We start from the raw sequence: 16691 nt of genomic DNA on the forward strand, positions 1-16691 counted from the left end.
TTTTCAGGTTTATATGCAAGAATTCACGCACAGACTTGATGAGCTTACGCTAAAGTTCAAAAAGACATTTGGCCAACTTAGTGAACGTGAGATTCACTGGAAACCAGATGCCGATTCCTGGAGTATTGCCCAAAATTTAGAGCATCTTATTTTAATTAATGAGTCGTATTTTCCGTTGATAGATCGGGTGAGAACTAAAAATCACAAAAAACCATTCATAGCCAGGTTCGGTTTTTTAGTTAATTTCTTCGGAAAAGTAATCTTAAAATCGGTTCAGCCTGAGACCACTAAAAAAACCAAAACCTTTTCAATCTGGAAACCTTCTGAAGATAATACTTCAAAAGATATTTTGGCCAGATTTATTGAACATCAGGAGAAATTAAAACAGAAAATTTTAGGTGCTGAAGACCTACTGAAGCAAAACGTAGTAATTTCTTCACCTGCAAATCCTAAAATCGTATATAAACTTGATGCTGCCTTTAAGATTATTCTCGCTCACGAAGAGCGACATTTTCAACAAGCTAAAAAGCTGCTGGAAATTCAGAATTCCAACTTGTAAATCTTCGATTTAGCCTTATTTTTGAGAAAAATTGACTTAAATGAAGATTATTTCCTATAACGTAAACGGAATTAGAGCTGCCGTTAGAAAAGGCTTTTTAGAATGGGTACAACAGGCAAATCCAGATGTGGTTTGTCTTCAGGAGATAAAAGCAAATCCCGAACAATTAAATCTCGATGAATTTAAAGAGGCGGGTTATCCTTATCATTATTGGTATCCTGCGCAAAAGAAAGGCTACAGCGGTGTGGCAATTTTAAGTAAGCACAAACCTTTGCATATAGAGTACGGTACCGGCATAGACTATATGGACCATGAAGGAAGAACAATTCGTGCCGATTTTGAAGATTTTTCGATTATAAGTTTGTATTTACCATCGGGGACAAATATTGCCCGTTTGGAACATAAATTCAAGTTTATGGACGATTTTCAGCAGTATATAGACGAAATAAAGCAAGATTCCCCAAATTTAGTTATTTGCGGCGATTATAATATTTGCCACGAAGCTATAGATATTCACGATCCTGTTCGGCTTAAAAATGTCTCAGGATTCCTGCCGGAAGAGCGAAATTGGATAGATAATTTTATGAAAAGTGGCTTTATAGATTCTTTCAGGCATTTTAATGAGGAAGGGGACAATTATTCGTGGTGGAGTTACCGCGCCAATGCCCGGGCCAACAACAAAGGCTGGCGTATAGATTATAATTTGGTGGCCCAGCCATTACAAGAAAAACTCAAAAGAGCCGTTATATTACCCGAAGCCAAACACAGCGATCATTGTCCTGTTTTGGTAGAATTAGAATCAGATTTCTAATAAATTATGAAGACACCTGCAAGGTTGTCGAAACCTCGTAGGTGTAGATATACGGGAATAAAAACTCGAAGAAAAACAGAAAAAATCATTTTAGAAAATTAAAATCATGAAAAAAATACTTGTATCAGCCATTTTAGGGGTGTTTATGTTTACCTCTTGTGTTTCTTCAAAAAAATACCAGGAACTTGAAGGCAGGCACGCCGATTTAAAACGGGAGAACCGAAATACACAATCTGAACTCGAAAAATATCAAAATTTAGATGAAGAATATTCAGCATTAAAAAAAGATTATGCTGAAGCTACCGCTGAAAGGGATCGCTTAAGAGATGAGCTTGAAAGCTCAAGAAAAAACTATGCAACCCTTAAAAATTCTTACGATGCTTTAGAGGAAAACAGTTCTGCAGCAATTTCAGAAAATTCCCGGCAAAACCGTCAGCTTCTGGCTGAACTGGAGGAGAAAGAACAGGCGCTGGTAGAAGAGCAGGCAAGATTAAGTAAGCTACAAAGAGATCTTGATGCGCGTTCCAGAAGGGTAAACGAGTTAGAAGAATTAATCGCGGCCAAAGATGCCAAAATGAATGCTTTAAAAGATGCGATTTCAAAAGCCTTAACCAATTTTGAAGGTAAAGGTTTAACCGTAGAGCAACGTGATGGGAAAGTGTATGTTTCTATGGAAAATAAATTGTTGTTTAGCTCTGGAAGCTGGGCGGTTAATAACGAAGGTAGACAGGCTGTACAGCAATTAGGCCAGGTACTGGCAGAGAACCCCGATATCGCGGTTTTAATTGAAGGCCACACCGATAATGTGCCTTACGGCGGAAGCGGGCCATTAAACGATAACTGGGATCTTTCTACCAAAAGGGCGACTTCTATTGTTCAAATTTTAAAAGAAAACAATAATATAGATCCGCAGAATTTAACCGCTGCCGGTCGTGGGGAGTACGCGCCCATCGCAACTAACGAAACTGCCGAAGGCAAAGCAAAAAATCGAAGAATTGAGGTGATTTTAACACCAAAATTAGATGAGGTTACTAAATTGCTGAACGAAGAATAACAACGATTCAGAAATACAATAAATGAAATATACCAAGCTCCCCAATACCGATATAAAAGTTAGTAAAATTTGCCTGGGCACCATGACCTGGGGCGAACAAAATACCGAAGCCGAAGGCCACGAACAAATAGAATTAGCGCTTGATAAAGGCATAAATTTTATGGATACAGCTGAAATGTATTCTATACCTGGAAAACCCGAAACTCAGGGCAGCACCGAAAAAATTATTGGTTCCTGGTTTAAAAAATCGGGAAAAAGGGAAGATGTGGTGTTAACCTCAAAAGTTGTTGGCCCCGGAAATTCAATGGAACATGTGCGGGATAATCTTGGTTTTTCTAAGGGAGCTATAACCGATGCTTTACATAAAAGCCTGAAGAGATTACAAACCGATTATATAGATCTTTACCAACTTCACTGGCCGGAGAGAAATACCAATTTCTTTGGGAAATTAGGTTATGAGCACGATAAAGAGGAAAAATGGGAGGATAATTTTAAAGAAGTTCTGGAAACTTTGGATGGATTTGTAAAAGAAGGAAAGATCAGGCAGGTTGGTTTGTCTAATGAAACTCCTTATGGAGCAATGCGCTTTTTGGAAGAAAGCAGAAAGCATAATTTGCCAAAAATGATCACGGTACAAAACCCGTATAATTTACTTAACAGAAAAGACGAAATCGGGCTTACCGAAATTCTTCATCGTGAGAATGTGGGCTTATTTCCTTATTCGCCTTTAGGAATGGGAACTTTAAGCGGTAAACATTTAGACGGAATTGAGCCGAACTCAAGATTAGGATTGTTTCCGCAGTATAAAAGATACTCTGGCGAGAAGGCGATAAAGGCTACCAGGGCTTATAGCGAAATTGCTAAAAAACATAATTTGAATTTCGCACAAATGTCACTGGCTTTTGTAAACACCCGTCCATTTGTAACCAGTAATATTATTGGAGCAACTTCTATTAAACAATTAGAAGAAAATATAGGAAGTATAGATTTAGAACTTTCTAAAGAAGTTATAGAAGAGATCAATAAAGTACACGAAACTTATCCCAATCCTGCGCCTTAGATTTATTAAAAACGTCATCCTGAACTTGTTTCAGGAACTAAGTTATTGAAAACTAAAACATATTAGAAGCTGAAACAAGTTCAGCTTGACGTGAGTTGTTAAATTGATTTCACCAAACTTTCGTGAACAAAAGATGCTTTATTCGCTGTGGTTCTTACGTGAAACCACTCGTTGGTTTTTCCTAAAAATTGAAGCGTATCCTGGGCTTTTGAAGTACTTAAAATCCTGGAATTTGAAGTTGTGGGTTTATTTCTAAGGTTAGCAATACTACTTTTTACAATTAATTTTTGCGGAATACTCTCCGGCATATCAGGATCGGCTTCTAGGGGATTAATTTGATATACAAAATGCAACGGATTTATCGCACCACGGTAACTTTTATAAATTCCAAAATGGAGGTGGGGCGGCGTGGTTTTGGCATTTCCGGTATTGCCAACAAAGCCTAAAGTGTCGCCTCTCTTTACATTTCCTGAAACATTGGCAATACTATCTAAATGGGCATAATAAAGCGACTGACCGCGTTTACGGTCTTGTAACCAAACCTGCTTACCACCCAAACCCTTTTCACCGGTATAACCAATGCTTCCGTTAGTTACAGCGACCACGGGAGTACCTCTTTTTGCGAAAATATCAATGCCTTCGTGGCTCCTGGATCCGCCATCGCGATTATCTCCCCAATAACTCTGTACATTAGTATTAAGGCCGGCACTCACCGGAAAAAGATATGCTGGATTTTTCTCCATTTTAAATGTAAACGGGGTATGTGCTTCAATTTCCGGCTGGATTACTACTTTGTAAGTCGCGGTTTTTTCAGCTTCAAAATTTAAGTTTTTCTTCTGAAAATCATTTGATTTTACTTTCTCAAATTTTTTAACCGTATCACCGGTTTTTTCAAAAAGCTCAATAAACACCAATTGTTTTGTAGAATCGGTTTGCACTTCTAAATTAAGAACTTCACCGGGTTGAAGCTCAATTTCATAAGAATAGACTGAAAAACTTTTGGGAAAGAATTTTCCGTTTTCAGCATAGGGAAGGCTGATTTCAACACTATCCTGGAATGCGGTTTCAGAAGAACTTTCCCAAATACGGAACAATTCATCTGAAACATTAAAATCGCGTTTGTATTGTTCTTTTGCGGTTGGATTTGTGATAAAATCGGATGCTTTATTTACATGCGAACACCCTGCAATAATTAAAATTAAGAATAGGCTTAAAATTTTTATCTGCTTCATAATCTTGCGTTTACGGGCAATTTAAAGCAGTAATTGTGCCAGATTAAGATGGATGTTTCTTAATCATGTAGCTTTTCAGGACTTTGCCGGCTATCAAAAATTCTTAAGATTAAAATATTGTTATTCTCTTCTTTGTAAATTATTTTATAATGGCGAATTACAATCCTACGGTATTTCGGATTGGTTTCTTCAATTTGATATTGTGCGGGAAAAGTAATCTCTTTAGTTGCCTTAAGAATGTCCTGAATTATTGATTTTGCTCCTTGAGGGGTTTTTTTCTCGAACTTAAAATAATCGTGTATTTTTTGAAGTTCTAATTTTGCAGTTGAAGACCAAATTATCCGAAACTTAGCCATTACCAGGTTTTGGCTTCTTTCTCTAAGTCTTTTTGACTTATAAAATCACCTTCTGTAATTTCGGTTTCAGCAGCCTTTAATTGATCTAAATATTCTGCTCTTGATAAAGGCTGACCATCCAGGGTATAGGCAACAGTCTCTTTTTCCTTGTAATTTTCAATTACATCACTAAGCCTATTTAATAGTTCTGTATCGGCATTGTCGATATAGGCTAGAATCTTTTCCTTCAATTTATCATCTTTCATAACGAAAATTTTAAGTCAAATTAAATTACGATATTTTCTTGAATTACGAAAGAGAAGAGAGTTTACCCAAACAAATGGCTTACCACATCTTCAATTTTAGCAACTTTAATGATATTTATTGTGAAGTTATTTTTTGGAATCTTACTTTGTTTGGAAACCATAATTCCGGCAAAGCCTAGTTTTTCAGCTTCCATAATGCGTTGTTCTACGCGGGTCACGGGTCTAATTTCTCCGGCAAGACCAACTTCAGCAGCAAAACATATATCTTTTGGAATGGAAACATCTTCATTTGAAGATAAAATCGCGGCAATTACAGCTAGGTCTATTGCAGGATCATCTACGGTGATTCCACCGGTAATATTTAGAAAAACATCTTTAGCACCAAGTCTAAAGCCGGCACGTTTTTCTAAGACCGCCAGCAACATGTTCAGTCTTTTTACATTATAACCGGTAGCCGAACGTTGCGGAGTGCCATAAACCGCTGTGCTTACCAGTGCCTGGATTTCTATCATAAGTGGGCGCATTCCTTCCAGGGTGGCTGAAATTGCTGTTCCGCTAAGATCTTCATCATTCTTGGAAATTAAAATTTCAGAAGGATTGCTTACTTCTCGAAGTCCGCTGCCCTGCATTTCGTAGATGCCAAGTTCGTGGGTGGAGCCAAAGCGGTTTTTGTGAGCTCTTAGTATTCTATATACGTGGTTCCTGTCGCCTTCAAACTGTAAAACGGTGTCTACCATATGCTCTAGCACTTTTGGGCCGGCAATGCTTCCTTCTTTAGTAATATGGCCAATTAAGATAACTGGTGTATTCGTTTCTTTTGCGAATTTTATAAGTTCTGCGGTGCATTCTCTAATTTGAGAAATACTGCCCGGCGCACTTTCAATATAATCGCTGTGTAGGGTTTGGATTGAATCTATAATAATCACTTCGGGCTCTATAGCTTCAATTTGCCTAAAGATATTTTGGGTTTTGGTTTCGGTAAGAATATAGCAGTTGGCCGCAACTGGGTTTATACGCTCAGCCCGCATTTTTATTTGCTGCTGACTTTCTTCCCCGGAAACATATAAAACTTTGTAGTTTAACTGAAGCGAAATTTGAAGTAAAAGCGTACTTTTTCCTATGCCCGGTTCACCGCCCAGTAGGGTGAGCGATCCCGGAACAAGTCCGCCGCCTAAAACACGATCCAGCTCATTATTGCCGGTATGCCATCGGTTTTGAGGGCTATTTTCAATTTCAGCTATTTTTAGAGGTTTGGCAGTACGTTTTGCTTCTCGCTCACTTGGCGATTTCCAGTCTTTTGCATCGGGCTTTTCTACAATTTCTTCAGCAATGGTATTCCATTCGCCACAAGCGCTGCATTTGCCCTGCCATTTTGCATATTGGCTACCACAGTTCTGGCAGTAAAACGTTGATTTAACTTTGGCCATTTAGCTTTGATTTTTCCCGCTAATAACCGAAATCTTTTTTAATTGCATCAGCTTTTGCAAGCATAAAATCGGTATCTAAAAATGCGATTTTTTCCTGCCCGTAGGCATTTTGATAGGTACGCATCGCTTTCTTGGGGTTTCCAGTTTCTTCCTCATAACGAGCTTCAAAAAAAGTTCCCAGCATAGTACCTGGATAATTATCGTAAGCCAATTTGCTTAAATCCTTATAATCGTCCCAACGTCGTGTTTTTTCAATCGCATTATGAACGGCCATAAAATCTTCTAATCTTATTTTTTTCTGAATATTGAAAAGCTCATTAATGCTCTCATATTTATCTCGTAAAAATTCAACTGAAGATACCGAAGTTTGCAGTAAAAGTTCGTTGTAATCTTTTTGACTAATAGGCCGGTAAACGTTAAACAGACTTTCTAAGGCAGAAGGTATTGCTTTTCCTACCAGGGAATAATGTGTAGCGTTTTCAAAATTATCGAACTTATAAGTTACCAAGTCGTTTTCTATTGCGGCAAGCTGGGAGTTTAGATCTTCAATTCCCTTTTTTAACTGAGGAATATCAGAAGTTCCCGTAGCCAGGTAGATCCACTTTTTAGTTTGAGATTTCGCAAGATTACTACTAATTCTATCGGCCATTGGAGGTGCTAAATCTGGACTTAGGTTAATGTAACCATCAAAAATAGGATCGGGTTTTAGCAAATAATAATTGATAAAATTTGCGGTATAATCGTGGCCGGCAATTACCCTGAAATCTGCAGTTCGATATTTATTATCTAGATGCTGCATAAGTTCCATTCCCAGGAATTCAAAAAAGGCCGCGCCTTTATCTGCCGGAAGAAAATTTTGCTCATCATAATAAGCATCGTCCATACGGGTTTTACTTTGGTTGATGCCTACTACAATCATTTCGGGCGCATCTTCCCAATAGGAAGAATAATCTACGTTACCTGCCATAGGTTCAAACAGGTAGTCACCATCTAATACAAGAATCACCGGATAGGTTTTTTCGGTATTTTCCTCGTAATTTCGTGGGAGTTGAATTTTGATTTCCCTTGTCTCACCGAGTTTTTCGGAAGAAATCGTTTCGTAAAGAGTTTGTGCTGGACTTAGTAGCGGCGCCACTAGCAGCACAAAAATTAGTAATTTTTTTACCATAGGTGTTAGGTTTTGTTTAACCTACACAAGATATATATTATTTTTGACGGTTGAAAATAGGTAGTAAAATAAAGGATAATCCGCCTAAAATGAGGACCATTACGGTTTGTGTGCCCCAGGTGAGCCAGCCAAATGCTTCACCATTTTGTTTAGAAATGTTAAAAAGCATCAAAATTGCACCAATTGCTACAGGATAAACGCCAATTCCGCCATTTGTTGCAGAAATGGCAAAAGAACCTACGACAAAAGCAGCCATAATTATTGAAAATGGAGTATTTTCCAGTCCGGGTATTGAAAATACAACAACGTAAAACATAAGAATGTACATCAACCAAATGAAAAGGGTATGAAATATAAACGCCCATTTTTGTTTCATTTTTAAAATACTGCGCATTCCCTCTAAAAGACCTTGAGCCATTTTTCTAATACGTACCAGGAAAGAAAGTTGAGATCTTTTAATAATTTGCAGGCCTAAAACACCAATAAATACCAGGCCTAAAAGAATTCCAACGCTAATTAACGGATTAATTTCGTTGGCTTTAAAATAGGCAAGTAGGTGTTCGGTTTGAAGAAATAATGTGATGGCTGTTATACTAAGCATAACAATAACATCGGCTATTCTTTCAGAAATAATAGTTCCGAAAGCTTTTTCAAAAGGGATTTTCTCATAAGTAGAAAGGCTGGCAGCTCGTAACACCTCACCAGATCTTGGAATTCCAAAATTAGCAAGATAACCTGCCATTACTGCCATAAAACTGTTGGCTAATTTGGGTTTGTAGCCCAGTGGCTCTAGCATAAATTTCCATCTATAAGCGCGGGAAAGGTGTGAAAGACCTCCAAAAAGCATAGAAAGCAATAAAAACCACGGGTTGGCAGTTAAAATATTTTGCCATAATTCTTGCCGTTCCTGCGGTGTGGCGCTTTTAAGAGAATACCAGATTAAAAAAACTCCCAATAATAATGGGAGTACGATTTTAAGTATTTTAAATATCTTCTTCTTCAATTGATTAACTCAAAAGATTGGTTTCTTCATTCGGAAAAACGAGGGAGGGTTTAAAAGCTTTCGCTTCTTCAAAATCCATAATTGCATACGCGATAAGGATTAAAATATCACCTTTAGCAACTTTTCTTGCTGCGGCACCGTTTAAAGTAATCTCTCCAGAATTTCTTGGTCCGGGGATTACGTAAGTTTCTAAACGCTCACCATTGTTATTATTTACAATTTGAACTTTTTCACCTTCAATAATATTAGCGGCCTCCATTAGATCCTCATCTATGGTGATGCTTCCAATATAATTTAAATCGGCACCTGTAACTTTTACCCTGTGTATTTTAGATTTTACTACGTGAACTTGCATAGATTATTCTTCGTTGTTTAAAGCAATATTGTCTATAAGCCTAATATCGCCAGCATAAGCCGCTATAAAAGCGCGGTAATTATTGCCTTTTCTTTTTCGGTTAATTTTTTTTAAAGTCTGGGTATTTGCAATTTCAAAATATTCCAATTCTAGAACGGGATGATTTTTAAATTGTTCTTTTACCCAATCGTGTATATAATCTGCACTTTTTGTGCCAAATAGTTCCTGGGTTTTAAGGAGGGTCTTGTAAATAAACGAAGCTTTTTCACGTTGATCTATATTCAATCTTTCGTTTCTTGAACTCCTTGCTAAACCGTTGTCTTCCCGTAAAATGGGACAGCCTACTATTTCTACCGGAAGCCCCGCTTTTTCGGTTAATTTTCTTACAATTTGCAGTTGCTGAAAGTCTTTTTCGCCAAAAAAAGCTTTGTGTGGTTCTACGACGGTAAACAGTCTTTTTACAATAGTTCCCACACCGTCAAAATGTCCGTTTCGGTATTTTCCTTCCATTACCTGCTCCAAACCGTCAAAATTAAACTGCTCAGAACTTATATTTTCACCGTATAATTCTTTAGCAGTAGGGGCGAAAATCCAGAGGTTGTCACTGGCCTCTTCCAGGAGCTTAATGTCCTGGTCTAAAGTGCGTGGATATTTCTCAAGATCTGCAGGATTGTCAAATTGGGTTGGGTTTACAAAGATGCTGATAATCACCCGGTCACAAGCTTGTAAAGCCTGTTTTACCAAAGATAAATGACCGTGGTGTAAAGCACCCATTGTAGGCACTAAGCCAATGGTTTTGGCTTTAGATTTTTCGGCTTTAATAGCCGCTTTTAAAGGGGTTTTTTCTTTGAAAACCTGCATTTTATTATAAAATTAACAGCGTGCAAACTTAATATATTACCAGCAATCTGCATAAATTTTTGTAATTTTGCGTGTTTTTTGTTCGCAATCGCAATTAAAGCAATCTATTTATGAAAGATAAGAGGATATTGTACGTATCATCTGAAGTTATTCCTTACCTGCCTGAAACCGAAATATCATCCACGTCTTTTGAAGCCGCAAAAATGGTAAATAATATTGGAGGGCAAATTAGAATTTTTATGCCCCGGTTTGGTAACATCAACGAACGTCGCCACCAGTTACACGAAGTGATAAGACTGTCGGGGATGAATTTGGTGATTAATGACCTGGATATGCCGTTGATTATTAAAGTGGCTTCAATCCCAAAGGAGAGAATGCAGGTTTACTTTATAGATAACGAAGATTATTTTAAAAGAAAAGCTACACTTACCGATGAAGAAGGCAATATGTTTGACGATAACGACGAGCGAGCCATCTTTTTCGCTAAAGGAGTAATAGAAACCGTTAAGAAATTAAACTGGTCTCCCGATATTATTCACGTTCACGGCTGGCTGGCATCCTTACTTCCGCTATACCTTAGACGTTATTACGGTAATGAGCCTCTATTTAGTGGGGCAAAAATAGTTACCTCTATATACAATCAAGACTTCGAAGGAACGTTAGATGAAGATATGCAGGAGAAAGTTTTGTATGACGGGATGGAGAAAGAAGATATAAAACATTTAAAAACCCCAAACTATGTTAATTTAATGAAGCTTGCGGCAGATCATTCAGATGCTATAATTACTGCAGGAGAAAGCATCCCTGAAGATCTTTCAAAATACATTGGCAAGCTTAATAAGCCTATACTTCCATATAAAAACAGGGAAGAGTTTAGCCAGGCTTATCAGGATTTTTACACTAACGAAGTTTTATCTGAATAGAAATTTTTATCGAATGAATTTAATGAGAATGATGTACAAAGCAGCAACTATATTTGTTGTTGTTTTTGTTTTTGTGGCCTGTGATGATGAATATAGCACCGTTGGCGGTGAAATTATAGAAAACCCGAGTAACCTGGAGCTGGAAGAAGTTGAAGTAACCGCTTATAGCAAAAAACTAAATTCAGTACAAACCAATAACCTGGGAAATCACTTACTTGGCGTTTATAATCACCCAATTTATGGGCAAACTACGGCCAGTATCCTTAGCCAGATTTCATTACCAACCAATAATCCAACTTTTGGAGTTGAACCAGAACTTGATAGTGTGGTTTTAACCATTCCTTATTTTAGCACCGAAGGAGATTTAGACGAAGAAGGGAATGTTGAATACGCTTTAGATTCCGTTTACGGAAATACACCAATAAAAATTTCACTTCAAGAATCTAATTATTTCCTAAATGAGTTAGATCCTGAAGCCGATTTCCAGGATCGTCAAAAGTATTTTTCAGATCAACAGGACTTATTTGAGCAAAACCTTATTGGAAATGTTATCTATGAAAATGAAAATTTTAGACCCTCTGCGCAAGCTATCGTCTCTTATGAAGAAAATGCCGAAGGAGAGCAGGATACCATAACTTCAGGTCCCGCTTTAAGAATAAAACTACCGGTAGAGTATTTTAAGGAAAAAATTATAGATAAGGAAGGCTCCAGTGTTCTTAGCAATAATAACAATTTTAAAAATTATTTACGGGGAATGTTTATTAAGGCCGAAGCAACTGCTGAAGATGGCACAATGATGTTATTTAATCTTCAGGCTGGTGACGCCGGGATCGAGCTTTTTTATACTACTGAAGTTGAAACTACAAACGATGATGGTGATACTGAAACAGTAAGAGATGCCAGGAGTTACGATTTGAATTTTGGAAGTACTATTGTAAACACATTTTTAGGCGAATATCCTGGAGATGTATTGCAGGCTATAGAAGAAAGCAATGAAGATTCTGGTGCCGAAAAGCTTTTCCTTAATGGAGGAGAAGGAACTATGGCGGTGATAGAGCTTTTTGAAAATGAAGAGCAAATAGCGGCATTTAGAGAAAACGAATGGTTAATTAACGAAGCAAATCTTACGTTTTATGTAGATCAGGATTTTGTTGCCGGGATTGATGAGCCAACTCGTTTATATCTATATAATTTAGATGATAATAGAATTATAGCCGATTATAGTTTTGCTACTAATTTTGTGCAAGACGGTAATGAGAATAATCCAGCTACCTCGCTTTCCTCATTTTCAACTCCTTTGGAAATTGATGAAGATGAAAACGGAGTGCGTTATAAACTTAATGTTACTCAACACGTAACTAATATTATTGAAGACGAAGCAGATAATGTAAGATTAGGTCTTGCTATTACTCAAAATATAAATATCACCAGTAACTCAGCGGTTAGAAATACTGAAAATGTAAAATTTTATCCTGTGATGGGTATTGTTAGTCCTAAGGGCACTGTGTTGCACGGTAATCTTTCTAATAACGAAGAAAAAAGACTGAAACTTAGAATTTATTATACTGAAATTAATAATTAAATAATACCAATATACTATGTGCGGAATTGTAGGATATATTGGGCATAGGGATGCATATCCCGTTGTCTTAAAAGGACTCCAGAGACTGGAATATCGTGGTTACGATAGTGCAGGGATTGCCCTTTATGACGGTAAAGAACTTAAAATGTGTAAAACACAGGGTAAGGTTGCCGATCTAAAAGAAAAACTTGAAAATACTATTACCACCAACGGGAATGTTGCGATTGGCCATACACGTTGGGCAACCCACGGGGTTCCTAACGATGTAAATAGTCACCCACATTACTCAAATTCTGGGGATATAGTAATTATCCACAACGGAATTATAGAAAATTACGATGCCCTTAAAAAGGAACTAAAAACTCGTGGTTACACTTTTAAAAGTGACACCGATACCGAGGTTTTGGTTAATCTTATAGAAGATGTAATTATTAATGAAGGCGTTAAGCTTGGTAAAGCAGTTCAAATTGCACTAAACCAAACTATTGGGGCGTATGCAATTGCGGTTTATAACAAAACCAAGCCAGATGAGATCGTAGTAGCTCGTTTAGGTAGCCCACTAGCAATTGGCGTTGGGGAAGATGAATTTTTTATAGCTTCAGATGCCTCTCCATTTATTGAGTATACCAATAATGCAATTTACCTGGAAGATGGGGAAATGGCTGTGGTAAGAAGGGGTAAAGAGGTTAAGGTTAGAAAGATTAAAGATGATACATTGGTAGATCCTTATATTCAGGAACTTCAACTTAATCTTGAGCAAATTGAAAAAGGTGGTTACGAGCACTTTATGCTTAAAGAAATTCACGAACAACCAACTGCTATTAAAGATACCTATCGTGGTAGAATGTTGCCCGATGAAGGTTTAATAAGAATGGCCGGGGTAGATGATAACCTGGAGCGTATTGCGAATGCAAAACGAATTCTTATCGTTGCCTGCGGTACTAGCTGGCACGCTGGCTTGGTAGCTGAATATATTTTTGAGGAGCTTGCGAGAATTCCTGTAGAAGTAGAGTATGCTTCAGAATTCAGGTACCGTAATCCAATTATTTCAGAAAAAGATGTGATTATAGCTATTTCCCAAAGTGGGGAAACTGCCGATACTATGGCGGCTATAAAACTTGCCAAAGAAAAAGGCGCTTTCGCTTTTGGCGTTTGTAATGTAGTTGGTTCTTCTATTTCCAGGGAAACCCACGCGGGGGCTTACACTCACGCTGGTCCTGAGATTGGGGTAGCTTCAACAAAAGCCTTTACTACGCAAATTACGGTGCTTACTTTAATGGCGCTAAAACTTGCAAAACATAACGGTACGATTTCTAATACAGATTTCAGGACCTATTTGCAGGAAATGGAACGTATTCCTGCTAAAATAGAAAAAGCATTACAAGGTGATGAACATATTAAAATGATCGCCGATATTTATAAAGACGCCAGAAACTGCCTGTATTTAGGTAGGGGATTTAACTTCCCGGTGGCGTTAGAAGGAGCGCTTAAGTTAAAAGAGATCTCCTATATCCACGCTGAAGGTTATCCTGCTGCCGAGATGAAACACGGCCCAATTGCACTTATCGATGAAGAAATGCCGGTAGTGGTTATTGCAACCAAAAAAGGACATTACGAAAAAGTAGTAAGCAATATCCAGGAAATTAAATCCAGAAGCGGAAAAATTATCGCTATTGTCACTGAAGGTGACGAGGAGGTGAGAGATCTTGCCGATCACGTGATTGAAGTGCCTGAAACTTTGGAACCGCTAACACCACTTCTTACAACTATCCCGCTTCAGTTATTATCATACCACATCGCGGTATTGCTAGGGAAAAATGTAGATCAGCCTAGAAATTTGGCCAAATCTGTTACTGTTGAATAAACTTTCAGAATAAATTATAAGAGTATAAAGATCCCTTCTGAAGACATTTTTAGAAGGGATTTTCTATTCGGATTAATACTTTTAGATGAATTTTTGCCGACTTTAATAAGCTTCAAAAAAGTTATTTTAAGAGAGGTATGATTTTATTTAGAAAAAACTATCTTTGCAGCCTGAAAATACCCTTGTGCTATTTTAACACATTGTGAATTATTACATTGAGTATTCAGATATTTTAAATACGAAAACATTAAAGAATTAAATAATGTCTAAAGTAACAGGTAAAGTTGCCCAAATTATTGGCCCTGTAGTTGATGTTGTGTTCGACTCAGAGAATGCTGAATTGCCAAAAATCTACGATTCTTTGGAAATCACCAGAAAAGATGGTTCCCTTCTAATTTTAGAGGTGCAATCTCATATTGGTGAAGAAACCGTAAGAACAGTGTCTATGGATTCTACCGATGGTTTAAGCCGCGGGGTTGAAGTAGTAGCAACAGGAGCGCCTATTCAAATGCCGGTTGGTAAAGAAGTTTATGGCCGTTTGTTTAATGTGGTAGGTGATGCTATTGACGGACTTGGGAATTTGCCTAAAGCCGGAAAAGCCGGTATGTCCATTCACAGGGAAGCGCCAAAATTTGAAGATTTATCTGTTTCTACAGAAGTTTTATTTACCGGGATTAAAGTAATTGACCTTATAGAACCATACTCTAAAGGTGGTAAAATTGGTCTTTTTGGTGGTGCCGGGGTTGGTAAAACCGTACTTATTCAAGAATTAATTAACAATATTGCTAAAGGCCACGGTGGTCTTTCAGTATTTGCTGGAGTTGGAGAACGTACCCGTGAAGGGAACGACCTGCTAAGGGAAATGTTGGAGTCTGGTATTATTCAATACGGTGAGGCTTTTTCTAAATCTATGGAAGAAGGCGGTTGGGACCTGAAAAAGGTTGATAAAACTGCAATGCTAGAGTCTAAAGCAACTTTCGTTTTTGGACAAATGAACGAGCCACCTGGAGCACGTGCTCGTGTAGCGCTTTCGGGTCTTACTATTGCGGAATATTTCCGTGATGGAGCCGGAGAAGGCCAGGGGAAAGACGTTCTTTTCTTCGTAGATAACATTTTCCGTTTTACACAGGCAGGTTCAGAGGTGTCTGCACTTCTTGGGCGTATGCCTTCAGCGGTAGGTTACCAACCAACTTTGGCAACAGAGATGGGTGCGATGCAGGAGCGTATTACTTCAACTAAAAACGGATCTATTACATCTGTACAGGCGGTTTACGTACCTGCAGATGACCTTACTGACCCGGCGCCGGCAACAACATTTGCCCACCTGGATGCAACAACAGTACTTTCACGTAAAATTGCCGAGCTTGGTATTTATCCTGCGGTAGATCCTTTGGAATCTACATCAAGAATTCTTACTGCCGATATTTTAGGTGCCGATCATTATAAATGTGCACAGCGTGTAAAAGAGCTTTTACAGCGTTATAAAGAATTGCAGGATATTATTGCTATTCTTGGTATGGAAGAGCTTTCTGAAGAAGATAAGCTTGCGGTATCTCGTGCAAGACGTGTACAGCGTTTCCTTTCTCAACCCTTCCACGTAGCCGAGCAGTTTACCGGTTTAAAAGGAGTTTTGGTTGATATTAAAGAAACCATTAAAGGATTTAATATGATTATGGATGGTGAATTAGACCACCTTCCAGAATCTGCTTTTAACCTTAAAGGAACCATTGAAGAAGCGATCGAGGCCGGTGAGAAAATGTTGGCTGAAGAAGACTAATTAAAAAGTAAACAGTGGTCAGTGAGCAGTATTCAGTAAGTATTTTTTGCTGAAAACTGTAAACACAAACTAAAAAATATGTACTTAGAAATAGTAACTCCTGAAGCTGTAGTTTTTAAAGCTGATGTTGATGCGGTAAAAGTTCCCGGTCACGATGGGGAATTTCAAATGCTGAACAATCACGCGCCTATAGTTTCTACATTGGTTGAAGGTGAAGTTAAAATTCAACTTGCCGCCTCTAATAAGGAATTAGACGATGAGCTTTCTGAAGATTTTAGAAAAGACTCTTCAAATAGTAATATTCTTTATTACACTATAAAAGGCGGAGTTTTGGAAATGAAAGATAATAAAGCTATTATTTTAGCTGATTAATCTTAGCAAATTAAATATATAAAAAGCCGGGCAATTGCCCGG

Annotated in this window: 17 protein-coding genes; 9 read left to right on the forward strand and 8 right to left on the reverse strand. The window is 37.8% G+C overall.

The window, feature by feature from the left end; translation table 11 throughout:
* The first annotated feature begins 13 nt into the window (after nucleotides 1-13).
* The 4 genes from B5488_RS12905 (at nucleotide 14) to B5488_RS12920 (ending at nucleotide 3484) form a co-directional block, all read left to right on the forward strand.
* On the forward strand, nucleotides 14-559 hold the full coding sequence (locus tag B5488_RS12905) for a DinB family protein (RefSeq protein ID WP_079735633.1): 546 nt from the start codon (nucleotides 14-16) through the stop codon (nucleotides 557-559).
* 40 nt (nucleotides 560-599) lie between these two features.
* Nucleotides 600-1370 carry an exodeoxyribonuclease III gene (locus B5488_RS12910; RefSeq protein WP_079735634.1) on the forward strand — a complete coding sequence of 257 codons (771 nt, stop codon included), beginning with the start codon at nucleotides 600-602 and terminating at the stop codon, nucleotides 1368-1370.
* A 106-nt stretch (nucleotides 1371-1476) separates the two neighbouring features.
* Nucleotides 1477-2424: an OmpA family protein gene (locus tag B5488_RS12915; protein ID WP_079735635.1), complete on the forward strand. Its 948-nt coding sequence runs from the start codon at nucleotides 1477-1479 to the stop codon at nucleotides 2422-2424.
* A gap of 22 nt (nucleotides 2425-2446) precedes the next feature.
* Entirely contained in the window at nucleotides 2447-3484 is a 1038-nt protein-coding gene (locus B5488_RS12920; protein ID WP_079735636.1) for an NADP(H)-dependent aldo-keto reductase, read from the forward strand.
* Between the two features lie 98 nt (nucleotides 3485-3582).
* Here the strand turns inward: B5488_RS12920 and B5488_RS12925 are convergent, their stop codons facing one another.
* From B5488_RS12925 to panC, 8 genes are all read right to left on the reverse strand, one after another.
* Nucleotides 3583-4716 carry a M23 family metallopeptidase gene (locus B5488_RS12925; RefSeq protein ID WP_079735637.1) on the reverse strand — a complete coding sequence of 378 codons (1134 nt, stop codon included), beginning with the start codon at nucleotides 4714-4716 and terminating at the stop codon, nucleotides 3583-3585.
* A 59-nt stretch (nucleotides 4717-4775) separates the two neighbouring features.
* Complete coding sequence (locus B5488_RS12930) at nucleotides 4776-5072, reverse strand: type II toxin-antitoxin system RelE/ParE family toxin (RefSeq protein WP_079735638.1); 297 nt, start codon at nucleotides 5070-5072, stop codon at nucleotides 4776-4778.
* Complete coding sequence (locus B5488_RS12935) at nucleotides 5072-5317, reverse strand: hypothetical protein (RefSeq protein WP_079735639.1); 246 nt, start codon at nucleotides 5315-5317, stop codon at nucleotides 5072-5074. Before B5488_RS12935 ends, B5488_RS12930 begins: the two co-directional genes overlap by 1 nt.
* A gap of 62 nt (nucleotides 5318-5379) precedes the next feature.
* The gene (gene radA / locus B5488_RS12940) at nucleotides 5380-6744 is read right to left on the reverse strand and encodes a DNA repair protein RadA (protein WP_079735640.1); all 1365 of its coding nucleotides are present in this window, start codon (nucleotides 6742-6744) and stop codon (nucleotides 5380-5382) included.
* Between the two features lie 19 nt (nucleotides 6745-6763).
* The gene (locus B5488_RS12945; RefSeq protein WP_079735641.1) at nucleotides 6764-7912 is read right to left on the reverse strand and encodes an alpha/beta hydrolase; all 1149 of its coding nucleotides are present in this window, start codon (nucleotides 7910-7912) and stop codon (nucleotides 6764-6766) included.
* A gap of 37 nt (nucleotides 7913-7949) precedes the next feature.
* The gene (locus B5488_RS12950; RefSeq protein ID WP_079735642.1) at nucleotides 7950-8915 is read right to left on the reverse strand and encodes a lysylphosphatidylglycerol synthase transmembrane domain-containing protein; all 966 of its coding nucleotides are present in this window, start codon (nucleotides 8913-8915) and stop codon (nucleotides 7950-7952) included.
* Between the two features lie 4 nt (nucleotides 8916-8919).
* Entirely contained in the window at nucleotides 8920-9270 is a 351-nt protein-coding gene (gene panD / locus B5488_RS12955) for an aspartate 1-decarboxylase (protein WP_075325574.1), read from the reverse strand.
* Between the two features lie 3 nt (nucleotides 9271-9273).
* Nucleotides 9274-10131 carry a pantoate--beta-alanine ligase gene (panC, locus tag B5488_RS12960; RefSeq protein ID WP_079735643.1) on the reverse strand — a complete coding sequence of 286 codons (858 nt, stop codon included), beginning with the start codon at nucleotides 10129-10131 and terminating at the stop codon, nucleotides 9274-9276.
* Nucleotides 10132-10241: 110 nt separating this feature from the next.
* Between panC and B5488_RS12965 the strand changes: the two genes are divergently transcribed.
* The 5 genes from B5488_RS12965 to B5488_RS12985 all read left to right on the forward strand — a co-directional run bounded on the left by B5488_RS12965 (nucleotide 10242) and on the right by B5488_RS12985 (nucleotide 16649).
* Nucleotides 10242-11054 (forward strand): glycogen/starch synthase, encoded by an 813-nt coding sequence (locus tag B5488_RS12965; RefSeq protein WP_079735644.1) that lies wholly within the window; start codon nucleotides 10242-10244, stop codon nucleotides 11052-11054.
* 13 nt (nucleotides 11055-11067) lie between these two features.
* Entirely contained in the window at nucleotides 11068-12636 is a 1569-nt protein-coding gene (locus B5488_RS12970) for a DUF4270 domain-containing protein (RefSeq protein WP_079735645.1), read from the forward strand.
* Nucleotides 12637-12652: 16 nt separating this feature from the next.
* Complete coding sequence (gene glmS / locus B5488_RS12975; protein ID WP_079735646.1) at nucleotides 12653-14500, forward strand: glutamine--fructose-6-phosphate transaminase (isomerizing); 1848 nt, start codon at nucleotides 12653-12655, stop codon at nucleotides 14498-14500.
* A gap of 262 nt (nucleotides 14501-14762) precedes the next feature.
* Entirely contained in the window at nucleotides 14763-16277 is a 1515-nt protein-coding gene (gene atpD / locus B5488_RS12980) for a F0F1 ATP synthase subunit beta (protein ID WP_079735647.1), read from the forward strand.
* Between the two features lie 78 nt (nucleotides 16278-16355).
* Nucleotides 16356-16649, forward strand: coding sequence for a F0F1 ATP synthase subunit epsilon (locus tag B5488_RS12985; protein WP_079735648.1), 294 nt, complete (start codon nucleotides 16356-16358; stop codon nucleotides 16647-16649).
* The last annotated feature ends 42 nt before the right edge of the window (nucleotides 16650-16691 follow it).

Source organism: Salegentibacter salegens (assembly GCF_900142975.1).
Classification (GTDB): Bacteria; Bacteroidota; Bacteroidia; order Flavobacteriales; family Flavobacteriaceae; genus Salegentibacter; species Salegentibacter salegens.

Excerpts from the sequence above, each read along its gene's own strand:
- B5488_RS12905 (WP_079735633.1), top strand. The coding sequence starts at position 14 with ATGCAAGAATTCACGCACAGACTTGATGAGCTTACGCTAAAGTTCAAA.
- B5488_RS12910 (WP_079735634.1), top strand. The coding sequence starts at position 600 with ATGAAGATTATTTCCTATAACGTAAACGGAATTAGAGCTGCCGTTAGA.
- B5488_RS12915 (WP_079735635.1), top strand. The coding sequence starts at position 1,477 with ATGAAAAAAATACTTGTATCAGCCATTTTAGGGGTGTTTATGTTTACC.
- B5488_RS12920 (WP_079735636.1), top strand. The coding sequence starts at position 2,447 with ATGAAATATACCAAGCTCCCCAATACCGATATAAAAGTTAGTAAAATT.
- B5488_RS12925 (WP_079735637.1), bottom strand. The coding sequence starts at position 4,716 with ATGAAGCAGATAAAAATTTTAAGCCTATTCTTAATTTTAATTATTGCA.
- B5488_RS12930 (WP_079735638.1), bottom strand. The coding sequence starts at position 5,072 with ATGGCTAAGTTTCGGATAATTTGGTCTTCAACTGCAAAATTAGAACTT.
- B5488_RS12935 (WP_079735639.1), bottom strand. The coding sequence starts at position 5,317 with ATGAAAGATGATAAATTGAAGGAAAAGATTCTAGCCTATATCGACAAT.
- radA (WP_079735640.1), bottom strand. The coding sequence starts at position 6,744 with ATGGCCAAAGTTAAATCAACGTTTTACTGCCAGAACTGTGGTAGCCAA.
- B5488_RS12945 (WP_079735641.1), bottom strand. The coding sequence starts at position 7,912 with ATGGTAAAAAAATTACTAATTTTTGTGCTGCTAGTGGCGCCGCTACTA.
- panD (WP_075325574.1), bottom strand. The coding sequence starts at position 9,270 with ATGCAAGTTCACGTAGTAAAATCTAAAATACACAGGGTAAAAGTTACA.
- panC (WP_079735643.1), bottom strand. The coding sequence starts at position 10,131 with ATGCAGGTTTTCAAAGAAAAAACCCCTTTAAAAGCGGCTATTAAAGCC.
- B5488_RS12965 (WP_079735644.1), top strand. The coding sequence starts at position 10,242 with ATGAAAGATAAGAGGATATTGTACGTATCATCTGAAGTTATTCCTTAC.
- B5488_RS12970 (WP_079735645.1), top strand. The coding sequence starts at position 11,068 with ATGAATTTAATGAGAATGATGTACAAAGCAGCAACTATATTTGTTGTT.
- glmS (WP_079735646.1), top strand. The coding sequence starts at position 12,653 with ATGTGCGGAATTGTAGGATATATTGGGCATAGGGATGCATATCCCGTT.
- atpD (WP_079735647.1), top strand. The coding sequence starts at position 14,763 with ATGTCTAAAGTAACAGGTAAAGTTGCCCAAATTATTGGCCCTGTAGTT.
- B5488_RS12985 (WP_079735648.1), top strand. The coding sequence starts at position 16,356 with ATGTACTTAGAAATAGTAACTCCTGAAGCTGTAGTTTTTAAAGCTGAT.